The sequence below is a fragment of the Xanthomonas sp. 3075 genome, assembly GCF_014197275.1.
Taxonomy (GTDB): domain Bacteria; phylum Pseudomonadota; class Gammaproteobacteria; order Xanthomonadales; family Xanthomonadaceae; genus Xanthomonas; species Xanthomonas campestris_B.
Window position 1 is genome coordinate 404440 of the sequence record NZ_JACIFI010000001.1, and the last position, 22264, is coordinate 426703.

Consider the following 22264-nt stretch of genomic DNA (forward strand, 5'->3'; position numbering starts at 1 on the left):
CGCAGCAATCGGATCACACGCATGAGCAGCAGCACGCAACACTGGATCGCACAGCGCGGCAGCGCACTGCAGGGCAGCCTGGCCATTCCCGGCGACAAGTCGGTGTCGCACCGGGCGGTGATGTTTGCCGCGTTGGCCGATGGCATCTCGCAGATCGACGGCTTTCTCGAAGGCGAAGACACCCGTTCCACCGCCGCCATCTTCGCCAAGCTGGGCGTGCGTATCGACACGCCGTCGGCATCGCAACGCATCGTGCATGGCGTGGGCGTGGATGGCCTGCAACCGCCGAGCGAAGCGCTGGATTGCGGCAACGCCGGCACCGGCATGCGTCTGCTCGCCGGCCTGCTGGCGGCGCAGCGGTTCGATAGCGTGCTGGTGGGGGACGAATCCTTATCCAAGCGGCCGATGCGGCGCGTCACCGGCCCGCTGGCACAGATGGGCGCGCGCATCGAGACCGACGCCGACGGCACGCCGCCTCTGCGCGTGCACGGCGGACAGGTACTGCATGGCATCGATTTCGTGTCGCCGGTGGCCAGTGCGCAGGTCAAGTCTGCGGTGCTGCTGGCCGGCTTGTACGCGCAGGGCGAGACGTCGGTGACCGAACCGCATCCCACCCGCGACTACACCGAGCGCATGTTGTCGGCGTTTGGCGTGGACATCGATTTTTCGCCGGGCAAGGCGCGTCTGCGCGGCGGTCAGCGCCTGCGCGCGACCGATATCGCGGTGCCGGCAGATTTCTCGTCGGCAGCGTTCTTCATCGTCGCCGCCAGCATCGTTCCCGGCTCGGAAGTGGTGTTGCGTGCGGTGGGTTTGAATCCGCGCCGCACTGGGCTGCTCGCCGCACTGCGGCTGATGGGCGCCGATATTGCCGAAGAACATCACGCCGAACATGGCGGCGAGCCGGTGGCCGACCTGCGTGTGCGCTACGCGCCGCTGCATGGTGCGCAAATTCCCGAGGCGCTGGTGCCGGACATGATCGACGAATTCCCGGCCCTGTTCGTCGCCGCGGCCGCAGCGGATGGGCAGACCGTCGTGAGCGGCGCTGCCGAATTGCGGGTCAAGGAATCGGATCGTCTTGCTGCAATGGCCACCGGCCTGCGCACGCTCGGCGTGCAGGTCGATGAAACACCGGATGGCGCGACCATTCACGGTGGCAGCATTGGCAGTGGCGTGATCGAAAGCCATGGCGATCACCGCATCGCGATGGCATTCGCGATTGCCGGCCAACTCTCCACCGGCCGCGTGCACGTGAACGATGTTGCCAATGTCGCAACCTCGTTTCCGGGCTTCGACAGCTTGGCGCAGGGCGCCGGCTTCGGACTCGAATCGGCCTGAAGCCGCGACCAGGGCGCGTGCGTCGCCGTCATGTGGACGGCGACCCCGATGCCCTGATCGGCGGCATGTGCTACTGGACCATGGCTGGCTGCTTCGCGCCGTCCACAGCCATCTGGAAGTTGCGCGCTACCTTCGTTGGCCGCTCACGATGCCATGTTGCGCGTCGTCGTAACGACGGCTGGCCGACGGCACGCTCAACATCGGCGTGCGTGGCTCACAAACACGGCGTTCGATGGGTGTCCCCCGAACTGCAAGCAGCCAGCGAGAACTGGCTCAAAGCTCGGAGTTGAAATCCACCGGCACCTGGACGCTGCTGACCACCGCATGGCCGTCGCGCGTTGCAGGTTCGAAGCGCCACTGGCGCAGGCTCTCGATCACGGCGGCGTCCAGACGCGGATCTTCGCTGCCGCTACGGTCCACGATGGTCACCTCGCTTACCTTGCCCTGCACATCCAGTTGCATGCGCGCAGTACGGCTGCCTTCGATACCGCTGCGCGCCAAGCTTGCGGGAATACTGGGCATCGGATTGCCCGGCAACGGCTGGGCCTGGACGCTGTCGATCGGCGCGCGCACCGGCTGGTGCGCAATCATGGTCACCGCACGCGGGCCGTCCGAGGTGGGCAGGATCTGCCGACTCATTGCGGGTGTCACATGCGTTTCAGCCGCGTTGGATACGTCGTTATGCCGGGCCCACCACCCCGCCGGCACCGCCAGCAGCACGACGAACGCTGCCGCCCACAGCCACGCCCGCGAAGAAGCGCCGCCGCCTTGCGCATGCGAGACGCGATGCGGCAACGTCGGTGCATGGTGTGAAGAAGGATTCGAGGTGAAGGACATGGCCGACCTCCTGGCGCATCTGTTGGATGACGGTCCCAGTCTGGTCGGTGCTGCCTGAGGCGCAGATAAGGCAGCGGCAGGATTATCGGCCAGGCCTCTGCAGGCGTTCAGCTGAGCCGCAATGACAACGTTGTTCCGTTAAAGCGACATAAATACGGCGGCAAACGCGGAATAACCGCGTCTTTACAATGCGACCTGCAACGTCCGCGCGCAACGACGCTGCAGACGCCAACCCGCGTTCGCCGCGCTCATTGCGCGGGCTTGAATTCAAACGGGATATCGATGCTGCCGGCAACCGGTTGGCCGTTGCGGTGGGCCGGATGGAAACGCCAATGCCGCACCGCCTCCATTGCAGCGCGGTCCAGATCGCGCGAGCCGCTGCGTTGCACCAGCGCCACGCCGCCTGGTTTGCCTGCGGCATCCACGTCTACGCGCACCACCACATCGCCGGCATCGCCACGCCGCAGCGCAGCTGACGGATAGCGCGGCGGCGGCATCTGGCCCTGCATCGGCACCGGGCGATCGCCGCCGGCCACGGGAGCGGTTGACGGGGCTGCGGTGTCAGGCGCACCGGGAAACGTCGTCTCCTGTAGCGGTGCCGGGGCAGCTGGAGCAGGGGGGGCGGTTTCCACCAGGGTCGCGGTTTCTTGTGGCGGCTTGGCTTGCGGCATGTCGCTGGCGCCGTCCTGTGCCGGCAATGGCGCCGGCAGTGGCTCGATGCTGGCGTCTGCCGGCGCATCTGCGCTTGGCTGGGCCGGCGAGGCCTTGTAGAAGTCGTCCTTGCGGCCAGTGGCCCACACCAGCAGGAACAACAACAGGCCGGCGCCAAAGGCGATCGCGGCAATTTTCAGCGTGTGGCGGGGTAGACGCAGGACGATCTGGCGATCGGACGCAGGGCGGGGCGCGGGCATAGGGCTCACCTGAAGGATCGGGACAATTCTGGCATAGCCCCGGTGAATCGATCGCAGCAGGTGGCGGAACAGGCGATAATCCCACGCCTCTAAACCGACACACAGACTTCCGATGCTAGATCCGGTCCTGCTTCGCCAACATCCCGCCGACCTTGCCGAGCGCCTGCGCAGCACGCGCAGTTTCTCGCTGGACACTGCGGAACTGGAGTCGCTGGAAAGCGAGCGCAAGCGTATCCAGGTGCGCACGCAGGAATTGCAGAGCCAGCGCAATTCCAAATCCAAGGCAATCGGGCAGGCCAAGGCCAAGGGCGAGGACGTCACTGCGCTGATGGCCGAAGTGGCCGGTTTCGGCGATGAGCTCAAGGCCTCCGAAGAAGCGCTGGAGGTGATCCGCGGCAAGCTCGACACCATCGCGCTGGGCCTGCCCAATCTGCCGGCCGATGATGTGCCGCACGGTAAGGACGAGAGCGAGAACGTCGAGCAATCGCGCTGGGGCACGCCGCGCCAGTTCGATTTCGCGGTCAAGGATCATGTAGAACTCGGTGCGCCGCATGGGTGGCTGGATGGCGAGACCGCAGCCAAGTTGTCGGGTGCGCGTTTCACCGTATTGCGCGGCCCGATCGCGCGCCTGCACCGCGCGCTGGCGCAATTCATGCTCGACCTGCATGTCGGGGAGCATGGCTACGAAGAAACCAACGTGCCGTTGCTGGTCAATGCCGATTCGATGCGTGGCACCGGGCAGTTGCCCAAGTTCGAGGACGATCTGTTTCAGACCGAAGTGGGCGAGTCGCGCCGCTATCTGATCCCCACTTCCGAAGTGCCGCTGACCAACATCGTGCGCGACGAGATCGTCGATGCCGAGCGTCTGCCGTTGCGCATGACCGCCCATTCGATGTGCTTCCGTGCCGAGGCCGGCAGCGGCGGGCGCGATACCCGCGGCATGATCCGCCAGCACCAGTTCGAAAAGGTGGAGCTGGTCACCGCCTGCGCGCCGCAGGATAGCGACGCCGAACATCAGCGCATGACCCGCTGCGCCGAGGTGGTGCTGGAGAAACTCGGCCTGCCGTACCGCAAGGTGTTGCTGTGCACCGGCGATATGGGGTTCTCCGCGATCAAGACCTACGACCTGGAAGTCTGGTTGCCGTCGCAGGACACCTATCGCGAAATTTCGTCCTGTTCCAATTGCGGCGATTTCCAGGCGCGGCGCATGCAGGCGCGCTGGCGCAACCCGGTCAGTGGCAAGCCGGAGTTGATGCATACGCTCAACGGCTCGGGCACTGCCGTGGGCCGGGCAATGATTGCGGTGATGGAGAACTATCAGAACGCCGACGGCTCGATCGATGTGCCAGAAGCGCTGCGTCCGTACATGGGTGGGATCGAGCGGATCGGGTAAGCGGCGAGGGCAGGGATGTCGCATCTGATTGGAGATCGCCCGGCGCTCTAGACGCCGCTTCCAGCCTGCGTCACCCAGGTTCACTGCGTGCGCGGTAAGTGGGAAAGCAGCGCTGGGTGCACACGCTGCGCCACGGCAATGATGCGTGTCGAACAGGGCGGTAAACGCCGATGCAAGAAAACGGGGCCAGCACGGCCCCGTTTTTACGTGTGCACGCTGGCCTGCGACGTTTACGCAATCGCAGCTGCATGTTCGGACTGCAACCCGGCAAGCGCGTGTGCCAGCGCGTCGCTGCGGTGTTGCGGCGAGTACGCCACACCTTCGGCGCGCACGAATCGAATGTCATCGATGCCGAGGAAGGCGAACAGCTGGCGCAAATAGGGTTCCTGGAAATCGGTCGGCTGGCCGGTATGGATGCCGCCGCGTGCGCTGGCGATGATGACGCGCTTGCCGCCGGCCAGACCTTCCGGCCCATTGGCGGTGTAGTGGAAGGTGCGCCCGGCCACCGCGATGCGGTCGATCCAGGCCTTGAGCGTGGAGGCAATCGAGAAGTTGTACATCGGCGCGCCGATCACGATCACGTCCGCGTCCAGGAACTGCTGCAGCACCGCTTCGGCGGCAGCGGCTTCGGCGGGATCGGTCTGTGCCAGCGACTTGCCAGTCAGGTGCGGCACCGGATCACTGTCGAGATCGCGATAGGCCACTTCCAGGTCGGGGTGCAAGCGGCGTTGTTGCTGCACGGCGGCGGCGCTGAGTTCGCGGCTGACGGAATTGGCGCCGAGCGCGCTGGAATCGAGGTGGAGCAGCTTCATGGCAAGGACCTGTTGAGAGCGGCGATGCCGCGGAGGGACGTAGCGTAGGTCGTTGCTCTGGTGGGATAAAGGTGCTTAAATATCACGTATCGTTCTATTCCTGGATGTAAGTGCCATGCACGATCTGAATGACCTGTATTACTTTGCGATGGTGGTGGACCACGGTGGCTTTGCTGCTGCCGAACGTGCGCTGGGAATTCCCAAGTCGCGTCTGAGCCGCCGGATCAGCCAGCTCGAAACCGATCTTGGTGTGCGTCTGCTGCAGCGCTCCACCCGCCGCTTTGCGGTCACCGACGTTGGCACCAGCGTGCACCGGCATGCCCAGACCATGCTGGCCGAGGCCCAGGCCGCGCGCGAGGTGGTGGACCGCCTCAGCGCCGAGCCGCGCGGGCTTGTGCGGGTGAGCGTGCCGGTGTCGCTGGCGCAGATCCAGTTGCCCAAGCTGTTGCCGGAATTCCTCGCCAAGTACCCCAAGGTGCGGCTGCAGCTCAACATCAGCAATCGCCGCGTAGACGTCATCAACGAGGGCTACGACATCGCGCTGCGCGTGCGTTCGCGCCTGGACGACGACGGCAGCCTGGTGATGCGCAGCTTCGGTCAGGTGCAGGAGCTGCTGGTGGCCAGTCCCAAGTATCTGGACCGCGCCGGGCGGCCCAAGGACCCAAGCGAGCTGGCCAACCACACCACCATGAGCACCAGCGAAGACGAAGCGCACCAGCGCTGGGAGTTGCATGGACCGAACGGCGAAATGCGCCGCGTGGACCTGCAACCGCGCCTGGCCGGTTTCGACTTCCCGCTGCTGCAGTCGATGGCGCGCGATGGCTTCGGCATCACCATGCTGCCGGAAACCGTGTGCGCCGAAGCCGTGCGCAGCGGTGAACTGGAAGTGGTGCTGCCGCACTGGTCGCTGCCGCAGGGCATCTGCCACGCGGTGTTCGCCTCGCGTCGCGGCCTGCTGCCGGCGGTGCGCGTGTTCATCGACTTCCTGGCCGAACATCTGCCGCAGGAAATCGAACGCTCGCGCCTGGATTGCGGCGGCAATTGCGCCGAGCTGGCCGAAAAGCTCAAGCGTGCGGCCGGTCCCGCATCGCGCCTGGTCGCCGAAGCCGGCTGAGGGATGCGTCTAAGTCGTCAGCGTTGACGTTGCCGAAGCGGCAGGCCGATTGGCAACGCTGCGCAACCTGGCAGCGCTCAGTAGCGCGTCAACCCAGCACGCCGACGCGTTTAGCAAAGTGCGCCCGGGCATGCGAGAATACGCGCCCGGGAGCGCTCCCAGGGTAGGTAACACCGCACCAGCGGCGGTCACCATCAGCGCCATTCGCAACGCGCGTGGCGCGTGCGTGATTCATCGATGCTTTGTCGAGGATCGTGCAAAGCAGAATCAAGCAGCATCGGAGAGATGGCCGAGCGGTTTAAGGCACCGGTCTTGAAAACCGGCGAAGGGTCAAACCTTCCGTGGGTTCGAATCCCACTCTCTCCGCCAATTTGGATCTAAGTTGTTGATTTTTAACAATTATTTCCAGCTTGATGAAGGTCTACGGCAGGACACAAATCGGGACACATCTCCCCGATGCGTATCCCTCATCACCTCACTCGCTCTCCAACGGGTCACTGGGCTTTTCGTCAGCGCGTGCCTGTCGATCTGCAGCGTGTGCTCGACCGAAAGGTCATCAAACGAACCCTCCACACCAGCGAGCTTGCCAGTGCGCGTCTGCGCGCATTGCTGCTTGCCGCAGGCTATGCTCAGGCCTTCGACGTGTTGAGGGATCGACGTGTGGATAAGCTGGGCAAGAAAGACATGGAAGCCTTGGTCGAGCGCCTAGGCCATGGAGCTTCGCTTCGTGAGCTCACCTTGCATCGCACGCAAGCACCGGATGGCACGATCAGTGAGCGCTGGCAGATCGACAACGACGAAGATCTTCGGCTCTTCCGCAAGAGTCAGACATGGGCCAATGCGGCAGAAGTCGCCGCCATCGGCGCTCTTGACCCTGGTCATACCGTTCAACCGAAAGCTTCTCTGCCGCAGGTGGCCGAGGTCATTGTTTTGTCGAAGGCGCGCGAGGCTTGGTTGGCAACCATCAAGAGTCGCACCCTCCCCAAGACCTATACGATCAAGATGGCGGCTGTTGATTCGCTGGTCGCTTTTTTGGGGGCAAAGACCAAGCTCCACACGATCACGCGACCTGATTTGGCTCGCTGGTATCAGCACATGCGGGAGAAGGGTGCTTCGACACCAACACTCACAAACAAGCAAAGCTATGTGGGAGGGAAGGGCGGCTTCTTTGATTGGGCGATTGCCTCTGGCTACTACCCCAAAGGCGACAACCCCGCATCCGGACATGTGAGCTACTCCGTGCGAGAGAAGCGTGCCAGGCGCAAGCTTGGGTTCAAAGCCTATGACCGTGAGCAAATCAAAACGATCTTCTCGCCAGTCAACTTCGAACGACTCTCGGCTAATGCCCGATGGGCAGCCTTGATTGGTCTCTATACAGGCGCGCGAGCATCAGAAGTCGGGCAGCTGTTGGTGGCTGATGTGTTCAAAGAGGGCAAGATCCCTTGCATCCGGATTTCGGATGAAGGCGAGCACCAGAAGGTCAAGACCGAAGTGAGTTTGCGCACGGTGCCGCTGCATCCGGATCTTTTGGCCCTAGGTTTTATGGAGTGGGTCGATACCTGTAAGGCGGCTGGACACAAGCGACTGTTCCCCCAAGCGAGGGCGGACGCCAAGAATGGAGCCGGCAATTGGATCACCAAGGCGTTCAGTCGCCATCTCGCCGAGATCGGAAAAGAGTGGCCGAAGGCAAAGCGTGGTTTTCACTCGCTTCGCAAGTCGGTGATCCAGGAGTTGCAGGGGGCTGGGTGTCCTTCGGAGTTGCGCGCTCAGATCGTGGGTCATGAATTGGACGACGAGCACCACGCGACGTATAGCCGTGATTTCACCGTCGCAGAAAAGCTCAACGGCTTGAGCAAGCACTCTCCTGGTTTGAAATCGTTGCACTACGACTTGAACGTCGAGCTTCTTCGCAGATGCCTGAGTGCAAACGGCGGCGTGAAAGCTGTATCTTGTAGGCGTATTCGGCCAGTTCCTTAGGCTGTTGCGAAAACATGCTACTAAAGCCAAAGAGTTGAGCTTGCTGACTTGACCAGACACAGCTTTGCTGCGATAAATTTCTCCCGAATAATTTGCTAATCAACCGTCAACCGATTGGAATAGTCCTGAATGACAACCGCGTCTTTGAGTGCCCTTGCCGCTGCCAAGGAAAAATTGGCAGAAGAAATTCGGAAGTTGGAAGAGCAGGAAGCTCAGCTACGCCAGCAGCAATCATCTGAAGCTTATTCGGAGATCGTCAAGCTTCTCGACCAATACACCCAGCATTTCAGTGCAAAGCAGAAGTCCGAGATTGCGGCTCTGATCGGCGCTGATGTGGTCAAGCCTAAAAAGGGTGCTTCCACAAGAAAGGAAGTAGCGCCCAAGTATTGGTTGCCACACAATCAGGAGACATGGTCAGGGCGTGGTCGTCCGCCTAAGGCTTTCACCATTTGGCAGGGCAGTGCGTCTTACAAAGAGTGGAAAGCCAAGCACCCAGATGAAAAGTTTCCTAAGTATCCCGGGTGAATATGAAGAGGCCTCGCCATGCGAGGCCTTTGCCCTAGTGCAGAACCTTGGGGGTAGGGGGCTTCCTTTAGGCGCAAGCTAAAATCGTAAAATTACCCAAAAAACGTTAAGCCCATTCAAGGGTCAAGTCGCTATCCAGCATGGTAGTAGTGAACTCTACGTATTCTTCAAGGACGACGATTTAAGTTGCAGCCGACTATCTGTTATGCCGTGCCAGTGCGCAGATGTTAAATATATTTGGTGCTATCCGATTTTGGTGAAATTGAATTTTTACGTATGCGAAACGGAAAATTTAAACAATCGCACGGGCTAAGAACCCACCTCGCTGGAGATGTTCTAATTCAGGCCTGATAAGTGCCCACCTTTCATGTAGCGGTTCGAGAAAATCTAGCGCGATCAATTCGCCAGAAAATTGATATTCATATGTGGATTTGTCATCCTTAAGATCATAAATCTCCGTATTCGCTGCAATGGGATGGCAAAGATTGTCCAAACTGCCACTTAGACTCGCAAAAGCATCGGTTAGCGCCTTGCGGACATCATCAGGGAGGTGAAATTGATCAGGGAACTGCCTGCTATAGAATCTCTTCAAAACATATATAGATATCATGAAGCGGGAATAGGTCATTGGGTGTGCTTTCGGCAGGTAGTTAAGAGTTAACGCGTCATGATAGAGGTGCGCTATATATATTCCTAGAACGTATCCGGCTCTAATTGATCGTTCGGCGGTGTCGCGCTCAGATTTAGGGAGGTTATTTTGAATTCTTACTTGTTCGATTATGGGTTCAAATACTTTTATGACCGACGAGGTCGCAGTAGTGTCGGCATCCATTTCAAGTGTTTTTAGAGTCAGTGCTTTCTCTTCAATCGTATTTGAGTGATGAATAAATCCTGCGGATTTTATGAAATCCAGGTGTCCGTTGGAAATATGTGCAAGTTCATGACCCGCGATGAAACATAAAGCTGCCTGATAGATGTATTTTGGCTGTGATGGTAGTAATAGATATTCGGGGTCTTTGGTGTGAAATACAATTTCTTTGGCAATATCCATCAAGAATTTGCCTGAAAAGTCTCTCGGCTCACTTATGTGAGGTGCTCTAATTATCTCGTTAACAGCTTCTAGAGATTGAACTCGTAAGCATAGGGAAAGCAATGTTTCGAACGTGCGAGTGTCAACGAGTATTACAAAGTCGTCTTTTCCAATGTGCATGGCTTGAAAAGGACTCTGGGATGACACTACTGCAAAGGTCACATTTGCATTTATTTTTGCCGAAACAAGTAGGCTGCTGACGACCCAGTCAATTTCGTTGATTAATCCTGACCATTTTTCATTTGCTTCCTCGTAAGAATAAGCGTAGTCCAAAGGTCTAGGTTTTAGCTTGAGTGACATGATTTTTGAGATTGAATCATCAGATGCGTAAAGCATTTAAGAGTCCTTAACTGCTTGGAAGGTGTGTTTATGTTTTTTTTGCTTTTTTTGAGCGTGGTATTGATGGTTGCTCAAATGGCGTAATGCAAGTGTCATAATGTTAGTCGTGACTTCCCCATGATCCAAGCCTGCACCATGGCTATCCGGCACGATTTGCCGCACGATAAACCAAAGCGGGCATAAAACGCGTGCGTGTGTCGGCTGGTATCCAGCACGACTCGCTCAATGTCCGGCGTAAGACGTATCGCTTCAAGGCGAGCCATGAGCAGCTGTGTTCCCAAGCCCTGGCGCTGTAGCAGCGGATGCACCATGCCCAGCCGAGGCTTTCTGTCGTGCCACCCGTGCTGATGGAGTAGCCCGCGCAGGCAACCACCTCACCTGCACTTTCAATGACGTGATAGTGCCAGGCGGCGCGTAGTGCGCTAGAAATCGCACCACGCCTAGTCTTTCCTCAGTGCAGAAAAACGCAGGCACGTTGCCATCGAAGACCACCATGCATAAGGCGAAGTCGCGAGAGCGGTAGGTCCGAGTCGTATCCAGCCGGCCAGTTTGCCTCAGACACGTAAGCGCACTACAAAAGCTAATGCGCAAGCGCAAGCCTGGGCCATGCGCACGGTGCTTTGTCCCATAGACCCAGTGCCGATAACCCTACAGCTGTTCTCTTTACTCAGGTAGGCATCTGCCAGCTAGCTTGGGTCTCAGCGTTTTCATCTCCACCAGCGCTTGGCCTCTTGAAGGGAATCTTGGCTTCGCTGTCCCGACCGCAAGGACAGGCCTCCTTCTCGTCGCTGGCGCTTTGTTGCGGCCCTTCACTGTGCGCCGCTTGCGCGGTGCTCGCTCTCGGGTGCGGTAGGGCCGGACGCTTCGCCTGTCGGTTCCCACGAGGCGCACAACGCGCTGGTGGAGAAGAACCGATGAAGCGCACCCAAGACCTGAAGGCTCAATACCAACTCCAGATGGACGAGGAGGGCATCTTGCTCGCAGCAGCCACCATCCTGGAACAACGCCTTCAACGGCAAGGCAAGATCCACAGCCCCGACCAAGCCGGCGATTACTTGGTTGCCCGCTGCGCACATCTGAGTCACGAAGTCTTCGGGGTCATCTTCCTGGACATCAAGCACCAGATCCTAGCAACCGAACATCTCTTCTTCGGCACTATCGACGGCTGCGATATTCATCCCCGAGTAGTCGCCAAGCGCGCCCTGGAATTGAACGCAGCTGCCGTCATCCTTTTCCACAATCACCCAAGCGGCAATCCGGAGCCAAGCGAAGCCGACCGCAAGGTCACCGAGCGCCTGCAGCAGGCTCTGGGCCTCCTCGACATCCGGGTGCTGGATCACTTGGTGATCGGTGGACGGCAGCACACCAGCCTGGCGGCAAGGGGGTGGGCATAGCCCAACCCTTCACCTGCGCAGCCTGCCGACGCTAGCCTGCCAGGGCAGATGCACGTCCAAGGAGCAGGAAATGAAGGCGTTTCACGTGCGCGGGATTGTGTGGGAGACCGACGGCAAGCGTCCCGCGTTGCCAATGGAAGCCACGGTCGAATGCGAGAGCGAAGCAGACATCGCCGATGCGCTTAGCGATGCTTACGGATGGCTGGCAAGTGACTTCGCAGTCGTAGACGGTGCTGATGGTGCCAGTGATTTGAGAGCGTGATTCCATCCTGGGACGCACGCCTCACCTGACGGTTAGACTCTGGTGGCAACCAAGGACATCGAGCACTCACGGAGGCCCAGCTTGCGCTTACTGATTCGCAGCATTGCGGTGCTTACCCTTTCGTTAGGAACTCTGGCCTGTGCTCAAGGACCGGCGAGTGCCCAGAACGTCTTCGCCGTCTACGCGCCCTTCGGAGACAAAAGGCCGTTCTTCCATGCTCATGTCGACGGGCGCGAAGCCTCCCTGGAGCCGGCCCAGCAGAACCTGCAGCAGGCCGAAACCATCAAGCAGGATCAGGTCCGTCAGCAGGCGATGGAGCAGACGCAGCAGCAAAGCGTCCAGCAGGAGCAGGGGCCACGAATGACTGATGTCGATCTTCGGCATGGCATGTCCGATGGAAAACGAGGAAGTGCATTTGAGCGATACTAAAACGGCGCTATGAAATCGGTCACTCCACTTTTGTATGCCTGATTCCACCTCAGACCGTGCCACGCTGGTCGACAGTGCTCACGTTCGAAGCCTCAACCAGTGGGTCCGAGGCCAATGCCAGCGTGGTCGAGCGCTGCCGTTTTTCGACCCGCTGGATGGGGGTGAAAGGGCTCGGGTGATGGTGTTGCTGGAAAGAACCGCTCGCCATGCCGCCACGCCGCGCTTTGTGTCGCGAGACAATCCGGTTCCTGCGCAGAAAAACTTGAAACACTTCCTCGAGCAGGTGGCATTGCCGCGCAACGAGACCATCCTTTGGAACGCGGTGCCATGGCTGCCATCGGCAGGTGAGACCAAGAAACCACTTAGGAAGGCAGATCTACAGGAAGGGACGGTGATGCTCCTGGACGTGCTTTCCCGCCTTCCCAGGCTTCACAGCATTGTTTTTGCGGGGCGAATCGCCCAGCAGTGCATGCCCAGTGTCAAGGAGAGCTTCCCTCTGTTGGCCCTCTTCGGCATGCCTCACCCCAGCCCGCTGTCGATCTGCACCAGCCCCGAGGTTACCAAGCGCATCTTGTCCGTCCTGAGTGAAGCCAAGCGCTGGCTTCAGACCGCTCCCGCTGCCCCACGCGAAGCGTGAATCAACTCCCCTTGTTGAGCGAAGCGATGCAAGGAGAAACGAACAAGTTGCCCCGATAGGCGCCGGCCAGTGTCTTGGCGAAGACAATGGACCACATGATGGCCAGCAACACCACCAACGCGGTGCCCAGGATCTCGAAGAAGTTCAGGTGCAGCGTGGCACCAAGACGCAGTGTCGTCACCGCATACACGCCCAGCGGGAAGGTGAACCCCCACCAGCCGAGGTTGAACGGGATGCCGTTTCGGAGGTAGCGCACGGTGATGAGCATGGCCAGCACCATCCACCACAATCCCAATCCCCAAAACAACAACCCGCTGATGAGGCCAAATCCCGCCGCCATGCTTCCTGCCGACTCGAGGCCTTGGGCAGCCAGGATGGCAGGGGCATCCGTGCCCAGCACCAGCATCCCCAGCGCGCCGGTTCCGATGGGGCCCAGCGACAACCAACTGGACGCCGCCATGCTTTCGTGCGGCAACTTATGCAACGCCATGCGCAGCAGCAAGATGACCAAGATGCTCAAGGCCACCGGCACCGAATATGCCCACAGCACGTAGCTGGTGATCAGCACGTGGTATTGGCTTGCGGCGTCCGTGAGGTGGGGAGCCAGCAGCCCACCACTTGCGGCCGCGACCTCGGCCGCCACCACCGGCAACAGCCAAACAGCGGTCATCTGGTCGATGCTGTGCTGTTGGCGCGTGAACATCATGAAGGGGATCAGCACCCCGCAGGCCAACGACATGGCCACATCGACCCACCAGAGCGTCTCTGCCAACGGGAGCACATCCGCTCCCCACCTAGGCAGGCCGTAAAGAAGCAAGCCGTTGATGATGGTGGCCAGCCCCATGGGAATGGTCCCAAAGAACATGGAAACGGTGGAATGGCCAAAGATTTGCTTGGCCTCGTTGAAAAACAGCAGCCAACGGCTGGCGTAGAGCGTGCTGAACAAAATGAAGAGCCCGATGTTGAAGCACCACAATGCTTCGCCAAGGGCCTTGGCCCACGGGGACGGGAAGGGAAGTTGGCCCAAGGCCAGCGCCAGGATGCCGGTGCCCATGGTCGCGGCAAACCAGTTCGGCGTGAACTGCCGGATGGCCTCGCGAGGGTTGGAAAGAGCGGCCAGGGGCCGGTGCCCGCCCATGATGGCCATCAGTTTGCTTTCACTCATTGCAGCAGCCTCGCAGCGGGGTGTTGGGAACGGGTAGAGTCTAGGGCGGCTTTATATATCTGTAAAACGGGTAATATTGGTAATAGTTACCTGTTTGGTGGATTGAAATGAAGGTCAGCCTCCGTCAGCTCCAAATCTTTTGCGCCGTGGCCGAGCATGGCAGCACCACTGGCGGCGGCGCCGCGGTGGCGCTTTCGCAGTCGGCCACGAGCGCTGCGCTCAACGAGTTGGAGAGCGTGCTGGAAACGCGGTTGTTCGACCGAGTCGGCAAGCGGTTGCTGCTCAATGCCGAAGGCGAACGCCTGCTGCCGCAGGCACGGCAACTGCTCGACGGCGCACGCCAGATTGAAACCAGCTACCGCCCCGGCGCTTCCGATCGTCCGGTTCGCCTGAGGATCGGCTGCAGCACGACCATCGGCAACTACGTCTTGCCCCGTTTGCTTGCCGACTTGCGCGAGTCGTCCCCCCACATTCACGTGGACGCCGACGTGGCCAACAACGCCGCGATTGCGCGAAAGGTCGCCGACTTCCAACTCGACATGGGGCTCCTGGAAGGCCCTTCTCATCTTCCGGAACTTCATGCCGAGCCCTGGTTGACGGACGAACTGCTGATCGTCACGGGGGCCCAGCATCCGCTGGCCAAGGCCTCGAAAGTCACCAAGGCGGACCTGCGCCGGGCCGACTGGCTGCTGCGAGAGCAAGGGTCTGGCACCCGGGAAGAAGTCGAGGCGCTTCTGTTGCGCCATCTAAGCGACCTGGCCAACACGCAGCAGATCGGCAGTTCCGAGGCCATCAAAAACACGCTAGTCCAGGGAATCGGCGTCAGTTGCCTCTCCCGTTGGGTGGTGAGCGACTTGCTGTCTTCCGGGCGACTGGTGGCCCTTGAGGGCGTGCTTCCCTCGTTGGCCCGTCAGTTCTACTTGGTCAAGCACCGCGACAAGTTCATCTCTCAGGGGTTGGCCGGAGCTTGGGAACAGTGCCTGGAAATGGGGCGAGACCCCAAAAAGAAGATACCTAAAAAATAGGTCGGTGAAACAGGAATAATTTGTTTTCCTTCTTCGTTGCCATGGGCCAGAGTAGTGAGGTCCAGCAGATTGCTGCGATGAGAACGATCACGCGCGCAGTCGCGCAGAACCGGAGGATGCGATGAACCTGTTACAAAAAACGATTGTCGGCTTGGTTTTCGGCGGCGCGATGGCTGTATCGCTGGGCACCCAAGCGGCCGAGGAACGGTGGACCTTTGACGGCGATATCCGCAACAACTCGCTTGCTGTCAGCCCGGATGAGGCGACGGCAGTGGTGTCCTACAGTCAGCGCCCGGAAATCGTGGTGTATGACCTCAAGGCGGGAAAGTCCAAGCGGGTTTTATCGGGTTACGTCACGCCCCGAAACATCGTGTTCTCACCGAACGGCGCGTTCTTTTACGTCTCCGATAGCAGCTTGGGCGTGGTGCGCAAAATCGATAGTCAGACGCTCAAAACGGTTGCCGACCTTCCGTTGGGTGCCGGGGCCTTTGGAACCACCCTCAGCAAAGACGGACGCCTTTTGTATGTCAACAACGAAGCGGCCAGCACGGTCTCGGTGTTCGACTTGAACAGTGACCGCCCGGTGGCGGTAGTGACTGGCTTCTCGCAGCCTCGCCAGGGCATCCGTATCAGCCCAGACGGTGCAACGGCTTACGTCACCAATTTCAAGGGCGACAAGATCAGCTTGCTGGACACAAAGAACAACACGATTCAAGGCGAAATCACCGGCTTCAACAAACTGCGGGCGATTTCCATCTCGTCGGACGGCAAAACGCTGTATGCCGCCAACAGCGGCAGCAACACCGTGGCTGTGGTCGACACGGCCAAGCGTTCGATCACCACCACTATTGCCGTGGGGAAGGACCCTTACGGCGCAGCGCTCACGCCCGATGGCAAGCACGTTTATTCAGGGAACATGGCGGACAATACTTTGTCGGTCATCGACACGCAGACGCTGAAAGTGACTGGAACAATTTCGGGCTTCAAAGCCCCAAGGCAGGCCATTGTCTTCAGCAAGGACCTCAAGAAGGCGTATGTCCTTAACGAGGATCTGAGCCTTTCGGCCGTTGACTTGGCAACGAACAAGGTGAGCAAAACACTGACAGCCGATTGAGGAGCACAGCGTTTGCGGGAAGAGGGCGGCGCTGTGCCGTCCGCCTTTTTCCCACCGTCCTCTCCCGTTTCTTGAATTGCCAGATCGTGAGCCCTTTAAGTGCTTGGTAATGCGGACCGCGCGGCACCTCGCAAACGAGCGGCTTGCCTGACACTGGGTTCTTTGCGGGCGTCCAGGTGTTGGAGCAACGCTCCTGCTAACTTGTCTTCGTCCAGCACATGGGCGTTGACCGAGAAGACCAAGCCGGCCACGTTAGCGGCTCGTTTGCCAACGCTATCCAAGATGCTGATCGCTCTTGAAGCGGTGACGCAGGCAGCCGAGCCGCTGCGGGTGTTTTTGGAGTTTAAGAAATACTCTTGGACGGCACTCAACTCGTTTGTCCACGCGGGTGCACACGCGCTTCATCGGTTGCGAACGGGCTTCCCGCTTGAACTCGTTGAAGTTGTGGTCAAACAAAGCAACGCGTTGGTCGTGATGGCTCACATGCAACTCGCAATCACCGCAGGTAGCCAAGAGGCGGTGCGCTGGGTTGCCAAGACGTCGGACGGATTTCCCGCTGTGCTTCCTCCACGAATACGTTAGGATTTTCAGGCAAGCGCCATCGCCCACAGGCTGTCAGGCTGATGAGTGGCAAGCTTGCGGTGCAAGTTGCTTGCAGTGAGACTTGAACGAAGGACGGTTTGGATGACAAATATCAGCAAGGCGGAAAGCTTCGAAGACGGATTTTTGCGGGCTGCGCTTGAAGTCATCGCAAAGCGCGATGAGCGCGAGGCCATCATCACCAGCCAGGATTTCGATGGCCTGAAGCAACGACTTGATCGCTCGGCGAGCACGACGCGCTTCACGCAAGCCATGGCGGAATTCTACCTCGGCATCCCGAGACGCCAATTCGACCAGTTCAAGCGTGAGCACGGCAATCCGTTTCTGATCAGCAAGAGCACGCCACGCTCGATTGCTAAGGTAGAACTCTTGACGTGGTATGCCCAAGTCACCAAAGCCCGAGAGCAGATCCAAGAGCCGATCTCGGGCAATTTCGGTCGAACGGGTAAAGGCATTCCCTTCATTGTGATCCGCGCGTCGGCCGGCAAGATCAAGAGCGTGATCTCACATGCGGGCATCACGGGGCTCGATATGAGTGTGATCGAAGAAGCTTTCCAGCAAGGCGCAACGATCTTGGCCCTGACCATCGATCAAGCCTTGGCGCTGCCTTGGCAATCAAACCCTGAGAAGAGGCGTTGGCGAAACGCCTACCGGTTGCATCTGATGGCGGTCCATGATGCCAAGATGGCGTGGCTGGATCGCCAAGAGTTAGACGAAGACACGAAGCCCGTTTAGCGCGGCGGCCCACCCCACGTATTGGCTGCCTGGTGCATCCGGGCGCTGGCGTTATCGGCGACGGATGAATGGATGTTCAGCGATCGTGGCGATTTCGTCCTGTAGCGACGTGCCTGCGATGCATAGATTGCGTTCCGAAGCTTGGCAAGTCGTCAAGCGCGGAGAGCAAGATGAAATACACCATCGAGATCAATGCGACGGTCCAAGTCGCCCACTACATGACAGTTGAAGCAAGCTCGCCGCAGGAGGCGCTTGCTCAATGCGATGTCGACACGATTGCGAACAGTGAGTTCGATTTCGAAGAATGGTTTAGCGCACCTGAGATCCATCGCATCGAAGATGAAACCGGCACGCTCATTGCGTGTGACTACGAGGACCATGTTCCTGACATCGACGATTTGTGAGTTCAGTTTCTGCCGATCTAATCGATGGATGCCATCACGCTTTGGTCTTGACGGAAGGCGTGATGGCCTTAGATTGAATAGAAGGAGACGAAATGGAACAGGCAATTAGAAATAGTATTAGACAGGCAGTGAAGCGGGGAAGCGAGGCATATGTGCAGTCGCTTTGTCGGGCTCAGGATGATGCTGATGCTGCAGCACGCTACGCCATTGAGGTGGCAATCAAGAGCGGCAAAGAAGGCTTGGTTGATCAACTGGTGCCACTGTTGTCGAAGTCGTTTGCGGTCTATCCGCTTGATGTGGCTGCCAAGGCGGGTTCAGCGCGGGCAGTGGAGCAGCTCATGGTATTTTGCGACGCAGAGGATGACGAGGCATTGGTGCTTGCTGCCAGGCACGGGCACACGGAGTGTGTCAAACGCCTGCTCAAGGAGTGTAGTCCTTTGCAAGGCGATTCTCAGGCGCTGTATGAGGCAGCGCGTCATGGTCATGCGGATGTGGTCTTTCAATTGGTCCTGTTCTCAGATGCCAAGGCGCAGGGCAGTCGAGCGCTGATCGCCGCTTGTCGAGAGGGTCACTTGGAAGCGGTCAAGCATTTGTTGCCTTTCTCATCGAAGATCCAATGTGCGCTGCATGGCTTTGCGGCGGCGGCCGAGAACAATCATGCCGAGGTCGTTGAGTTCTTGATCGAAGCTGGTCTTCCAGATCCGGAAGACACGTTTTCGTTGGGTCTCAATGTTGCTGTTGCCAAAGGCCATGAACAGCTGGTGCGGACGATACTTTGGGCGATCGTCAGAACAGGCCATGCGCCGCGCGACTTTGGCGAGAAAGCACTGTTCGCTGCAGCAACGAAGGGCGATGCAGGAATGGTCAAGTCGATCTTGGAGTTCGCCCACAAGACCGCCTATCCAGAGGCCGGCTTGTTTGCTGCACTCCAAAATGACCATGATGAAGTGGCGGATGTTCTGGTTCGCCGAGTGAACCTAGATCACGTGCGCGAATTGATCTCGGACGAAGAGATCGAAGCCAAGCTTGATGAAGCGATTGCCAGACTTGACGCTACGAAGCAGCACAGAGAGCTTCAATCCAACGAGCGCAAGAGATTTGCGCAGAGCAATACGTCAAGTTCAATAGAGAAGAGCCCTGCTCGCGGCGCACGCTTGTAAGCTAATGCTGTAGGAATACGCCTGGATGTCATCGGCATCCTCACTCCGTTGCTTACTTCTAAGGACCTGCTCTCCGTATCTCCCAATCGCCACGCGATAGGGTTCGGACCTGATGGAGGTCAGTGTCGTAGATGGCGATCAGGTCAGAGCTGCTGGCAATGATGTGGCCTCGGATCTTTCGCTCACCCTTTTCCCAGAGTTCTGAATCGCTTGTCAACACTGGTCCAAGGAGGAGTCGCCTCTCTTTGGTTGCTTTCTCTTTCCCGGCTCTCTCTCCGACCAAGCCTGGCATGATCGCAACAAGCAGGCCAACCAAGTAAAGCATCACTCCTAAATAAACGACAGATGCGGCCATGCCGGCTGAGGACACGATGCCGCTTAGCCATGGCCGTTCCCGAATGAATAAAGTGATGCGATTGTTGATTGCTGGCCCGGTAGGTAGACGGTAGAGCCAGATCGCGAACCAGAGCATGAGAAAAAACGTGATCGGAACGCGCCACGGGACAGATCGGAGAATGCCAACGCCTTGAAGCACAATGGCATAGTATCCATTCACAATTTTCCAATCGGTAGATTGCGGGAAGAGATCAGCTTGAACACCCCATGCATCGAGATAGGTGGTGTATGCGACATGACCGCAGCCATGAAGGACAACCCCAGCCAGAGTTGTCATGGCAGCGAGGCTGCCGACGAAACGGGTGATGGACCACGATCGCTTAAAGAGCAACTTGCCTCGCTCTTCCGGTGGCGTGATGGGACGGTTTGATTTGACGATTTCTGTATGACGCATGGTTCTCGAGGTCGATTAATTGCTGGACAAGAAGGTTTTCCTTAGCCAATCCATTGCTTCATCGAGATCGAGGTTCGAGCTGGCATAGGACACTTGAAGCAGGTGAGGCGAAAGCAGACTGTCCCACTTTTGGCTGGCCAGATTTTTCGCACCTGCCAATAGCACTTCAATGGATGGGGCTGGTGCAGCGGCAATCGCCTTGAGCGCTGTCTCGATGTTCTCAAGGGCATTCGGACCCCGCGTGATCTCGACCCCCAGTCGGCTACCCTGAGCCTTGAAGTTCCTGGCATTGAGCAAGCAAGCGATTGCATCGTTGGCCGCATCGCCCAGCCAAGTGAGAAGCAGGATGTCGCTTCCCCTATCCAGAAAGAGTTGATCATCCAAGCTGTGTTGCTGGTAGCTGGTCCGTCCTTCGTCAATGAAGCGCTGCGCACATGCATCCACAAACGTCGGCGTCAGTGTTCCCTTATAGATCGCTCGCATGGTTTGACGCACTTTGGTATGCACGCGTCCGCCGCCGCCGCTGAACAACGGTGGCGCGCCACTTTTGGTGGCAGACACATAGATTGTCTTCTGGCCTTCGTCGATTTGCTCGACCAGCCAGGTGCGCCCACCAAACAAGATACGCTGGCCGGTCGTGAGCATCTGAGAGACGGGCAGGGTGCCAAGCGGTTTGCCAGCGGCGACAATCCGAAATTCTTCGTCGACCGTGAACGCTGCATAGAACGAGTAGTGGTTGACGATACGGTCACCGACAGATCCGTGCAACAAGAGCCCAGATCCGTCTTGAATCAAGATGTTGTGCTGCCCCAAATGGCGCAAGAGCTCGACAAACGCATCACGAGACACTTGATTGAAAGGGGCACTGGGGGCGCACAGCAACTGGAATGCCTGAGGTGCAGTCAGGCCGCCATACTGCGCAATGGCGGAAAGGAGCTGCTGGATGAAGGTGGAAAGATGTGCATCTTTGACCACAGGCGGCTCATACCATTTTTCGGTGAGCAGCATGACTACGGCCAAAGTCTGGAAGGTGTCGAGCCTCAGGCGTGTTCGAAGATCCGCTTGCGAGTCGATGGCGTCTTCAATCACATAGCCGCGCAAGATCGCAGCTTCACCTTTGCGTCTTCCGGATCTGCCCATGCGTTGACGGAGACTGGCAACGGTAGGGGGCGTTCCAATCTGGGCAACGCTCTTGACCGCGCCGATATCGATGCCAAGCTCCAACGTGTTGGTGCAAACGGCAGTCGCTGGCTGATTCTTTTGTTTGAGCGCAGCCTCAGTGTCGTAACGGATTTCTTTGGAAAGACTGCCATGGTGAGGCCAGAACTCGCGCGAAACGCCGCTTTTCTCGCAAAGCTCATTGAGCAGGTGTGTATAGCGCTCGACCTCACGGCGGCTGTTGGGAAAGACCAGGTTGTTGCTACCTCGAAGGATTTTGAACAAATGCTCGGCCACAGCCAATGGTGCTAGTTCTTGCTTCTCCTTCTTGTCATCAGCTTCGCCCTTTTGAGGAACAGGTTCTTCAAAGCCTTTGATGATAAGGAGAAGTTCTGACGCATCGGAAGGGGCGTCGACAATCGCGGCGGTGCCCGCTGGACGCAGAAAGCGCGCCGCAGCCTGCATGTCACCCAATGTTGCCGATAGCCCAATGCGAGGCACTTTGTGACCAACGACGGTATCGATCCTGTGTAGCAAGGATTGAAGTTGTTTGCCGCGCTCGCTGCCGATGAAGGCATGCAGCTCGTCGATCACAAAGTAAGCCAGGTGTTTGAATATGCCCGCAACCGAGGTGCCTCGATTGCATAGCATCGCTTCCAGCGACTCTGGTGTGATCAGAACGACGCCATGCGGTTTCTTGAAGAAGCGTTGTTTGCTTGTGCTGCTGATGTCGCCATGCCACGGCCACACCGGAATGTCGAGGTCTTCGCACAGTCGCTCCAATCGACCGAATTGATCATTGATCAAGGCCTTCAAGGGGCTGATGTAAACGATCAAACCCGCTGGGGTCTGCTGTTCAAGATAGGTCAACGCGGGCAGGAAGGCCGCTTCCGTCTTGCCCGAGGCAGTGCTAGCAGCCACGATCACATCTTGATCGGCAGGCAGGATCAGTGGGATGGCCATTTCCTGGACATCCCGCAGGGCTTCCCATTGCTCTGCCCACAAGTAGCGCTGGATGCCTGGCGAAAGAAGCGAGAACGCGCTTGACTGGCTCATGG

Annotated in this window: 21 protein-coding genes, 1 tRNA gene and 2 pseudogenes; 16 read left to right on the forward strand and 8 right to left on the reverse strand. The window is 58.6% G+C overall.

What is annotated here, in order from left to right; genetic code table 11:
• Positions 1-21: 21 nt before the first annotated feature.
• Positions 22-1335 (forward strand): 3-phosphoshikimate 1-carboxyvinyltransferase, encoded by a 1314-nt coding sequence (aroA, locus tag GGR62_RS01815; protein WP_184406276.1) that lies wholly within the window; start codon positions 22-24, stop codon positions 1333-1335.
• 273 nt (positions 1336-1608) lie between these two features.
• Here aroA and GGR62_RS01820 read toward each other — a convergent pair whose 3' ends face one another.
• Both GGR62_RS01820 and GGR62_RS01825 read right to left on the reverse strand, forming a co-directional pair.
• The gene (locus tag GGR62_RS01820) at positions 1609-2172 is read right to left on the reverse strand and encodes an energy transducer TonB (protein ID WP_184406278.1); all 564 of its coding nucleotides are present in this window, start codon (positions 2170-2172) and stop codon (positions 1609-1611) included.
• Between the two features lie 248 nt (positions 2173-2420).
• Positions 2421-3083 carry an energy transducer TonB gene (locus GGR62_RS01825; protein WP_184406280.1) on the reverse strand — a complete coding sequence of 221 codons (663 nt, stop codon included), beginning with the start codon at positions 3081-3083 and terminating at the stop codon, positions 2421-2423.
• A gap of 112 nt (positions 3084-3195) precedes the next feature.
• Here GGR62_RS01825 and serS point away from each other — a divergent pair, with 112 nt between their 5' ends.
• A complete protein-coding gene (gene serS, locus GGR62_RS01830; protein ID WP_184406282.1) occupies positions 3196-4476 on the forward strand; it encodes a serine--tRNA ligase in 1281 nt (426 codons plus the stop codon).
• Positions 4477-4706: 230 nt separating this feature from the next.
• Here serS and GGR62_RS01835 read toward each other — a convergent pair whose 3' ends face one another.
• Positions 4707-5288, reverse strand: a complete 582-nt coding sequence (locus tag GGR62_RS01835; protein WP_184406284.1) for an NAD(P)H-dependent oxidoreductase — start codon at positions 5286-5288, stop codon at positions 4707-4709.
• 100 nt (positions 5289-5388) lie between these two features.
• Between GGR62_RS01835 and GGR62_RS01840 the strand changes: the two genes are divergently transcribed.
• From GGR62_RS01840 to GGR62_RS01855, 4 genes are all read left to right on the forward strand, one after another.
• The gene (locus GGR62_RS01840; RefSeq protein WP_184406325.1) at positions 5389-6402 is read left to right on the forward strand and encodes a LysR family transcriptional regulator; all 1014 of its coding nucleotides are present in this window, start codon (positions 5389-5391) and stop codon (positions 6400-6402) included.
• 279 nt (positions 6403-6681) lie between these two features.
• Positions 6682-6771, forward strand: a tRNA-Ser gene (locus GGR62_RS01845).
• Between the two features lie 87 nt (positions 6772-6858).
• Positions 6859-8379, forward strand: a complete 1521-nt coding sequence (locus GGR62_RS01850; RefSeq protein ID WP_184355427.1) for a site-specific integrase — start codon at positions 6859-6861, stop codon at positions 8377-8379.
• A 129-nt stretch (positions 8380-8508) separates the two neighbouring features.
• Complete coding sequence (locus tag GGR62_RS01855) at positions 8509-8904, forward strand: H-NS family nucleoid-associated regulatory protein (protein ID WP_184355425.1); 396 nt, start codon at positions 8509-8511, stop codon at positions 8902-8904.
• Between the two features lie 292 nt (positions 8905-9196).
• On the opposite strand, the gene GGR62_RS01860 is transcribed toward GGR62_RS01855, so the two are convergent.
• Together GGR62_RS01860 and GGR62_RS21020 are read right to left on the reverse strand one after the other, a co-directional pair.
• Entirely contained in the window at positions 9197-10330 is a 1134-nt protein-coding gene (locus GGR62_RS01860; protein WP_184355423.1) for a hypothetical protein, read from the reverse strand.
• A 95-nt stretch (positions 10331-10425) separates the two neighbouring features.
• The gene (locus GGR62_RS21020) at positions 10426-10644 is read right to left on the reverse strand and encodes a GNAT family N-acetyltransferase (RefSeq protein WP_322634019.1); all 219 of its coding nucleotides are present in this window, start codon (positions 10642-10644) and stop codon (positions 10426-10428) included.
• A gap of 603 nt (positions 10645-11247) precedes the next feature.
• On the opposite strand from GGR62_RS21020, the gene radC reads away from it, so the two are divergent.
• The 4 genes and pseudogenes from radC (at position 11248) to GGR62_RS01885 (ending at position 13055) form a co-directional block, all read left to right on the forward strand.
• Positions 11248-11727 carry a DNA repair protein RadC gene (gene radC / locus GGR62_RS01870; RefSeq protein ID WP_184355421.1) on the forward strand — a complete coding sequence of 160 codons (480 nt, stop codon included), beginning with the start codon at positions 11248-11250 and terminating at the stop codon, positions 11725-11727.
• Positions 11728-11797: 70 nt separating this feature from the next.
• Positions 11798-11989, forward strand: a complete 192-nt coding sequence (locus GGR62_RS01875) for a hypothetical protein (RefSeq protein WP_054088375.1) — start codon at positions 11798-11800, stop codon at positions 11987-11989.
• A 159-nt stretch (positions 11990-12148) separates the two neighbouring features.
• Positions 12149-12418 (forward strand): annotated as a pseudogene (locus tag GGR62_RS21025) (hypothetical protein); the annotation flags it as partial.
• A 34-nt stretch (positions 12419-12452) separates the two neighbouring features.
• Positions 12453-13055 carry a uracil-DNA glycosylase gene (locus tag GGR62_RS01885; RefSeq protein WP_184355418.1) on the forward strand — a complete coding sequence of 201 codons (603 nt, stop codon included), beginning with the start codon at positions 12453-12455 and terminating at the stop codon, positions 13053-13055.
• 1 nt (position 13056) lies between these two features.
• On the opposite strand, the gene GGR62_RS01890 is transcribed toward GGR62_RS01885, so the two are convergent.
• Positions 13057-14220 carry a TDT family transporter gene (locus tag GGR62_RS01890; RefSeq protein ID WP_075285892.1) on the reverse strand — a complete coding sequence of 388 codons (1164 nt, stop codon included), beginning with the start codon at positions 14218-14220 and terminating at the stop codon, positions 13057-13059.
• Positions 14221-14327: 107 nt separating this feature from the next.
• Here GGR62_RS01890 and GGR62_RS01895 point away from each other — a divergent pair, with 107 nt between their 5' ends.
• The 6 genes and pseudogenes from GGR62_RS01895 (at position 14328) to GGR62_RS01920 (ending at position 19258) form a co-directional block, all read left to right on the forward strand.
• Entirely contained in the window at positions 14328-15245 is a 918-nt protein-coding gene (locus tag GGR62_RS01895) for a LysR family transcriptional regulator (RefSeq protein ID WP_184406285.1), read from the forward strand.
• 121 nt (positions 15246-15366) lie between these two features.
• A complete protein-coding gene (locus GGR62_RS01900; protein WP_104575088.1) occupies positions 15367-16359 on the forward strand; it encodes a beta-propeller fold lactonase family protein in 993 nt (330 codons plus the stop codon).
• 249 nt (positions 16360-16608) lie between these two features.
• Positions 16609-16941: pseudogene (locus tag GGR62_RS01905) on the forward strand (hypothetical protein); the annotation flags it as partial.
• Between the two features lie 102 nt (positions 16942-17043).
• A complete protein-coding gene (locus tag GGR62_RS01910) occupies positions 17044-17694 on the forward strand; it encodes a hypothetical protein (RefSeq protein ID WP_184406286.1) in 651 nt (216 codons plus the stop codon).
• A gap of 170 nt (positions 17695-17864) precedes the next feature.
• Positions 17865-18098: a hypothetical protein gene (locus GGR62_RS01915; RefSeq protein ID WP_104589035.1), complete on the forward strand. Its 234-nt coding sequence runs from the start codon at positions 17865-17867 to the stop codon at positions 18096-18098.
• 92 nt (positions 18099-18190) lie between these two features.
• Positions 18191-19258, forward strand: a complete 1068-nt coding sequence (locus GGR62_RS01920) for an ankyrin repeat domain-containing protein (RefSeq protein WP_184406288.1) — start codon at positions 18191-18193, stop codon at positions 19256-19258.
• 58 nt (positions 19259-19316) lie between these two features.
• On the opposite strand, the gene GGR62_RS01925 is transcribed toward GGR62_RS01920, so the two are convergent.
• Complete coding sequence (locus tag GGR62_RS01925; protein WP_260305316.1) at positions 19317-20048, reverse strand: hypothetical protein; 732 nt, start codon at positions 20046-20048, stop codon at positions 19317-19319.
• A 15-nt stretch (positions 20049-20063) separates the two neighbouring features.
• Entirely contained in the window at positions 20064-22262 is a 2199-nt protein-coding gene (locus GGR62_RS01930) for a DEAD/DEAH box helicase (protein WP_184406289.1), read from the reverse strand.
• Between the last annotated feature and the right edge of the window lie 2 nt (positions 22263-22264).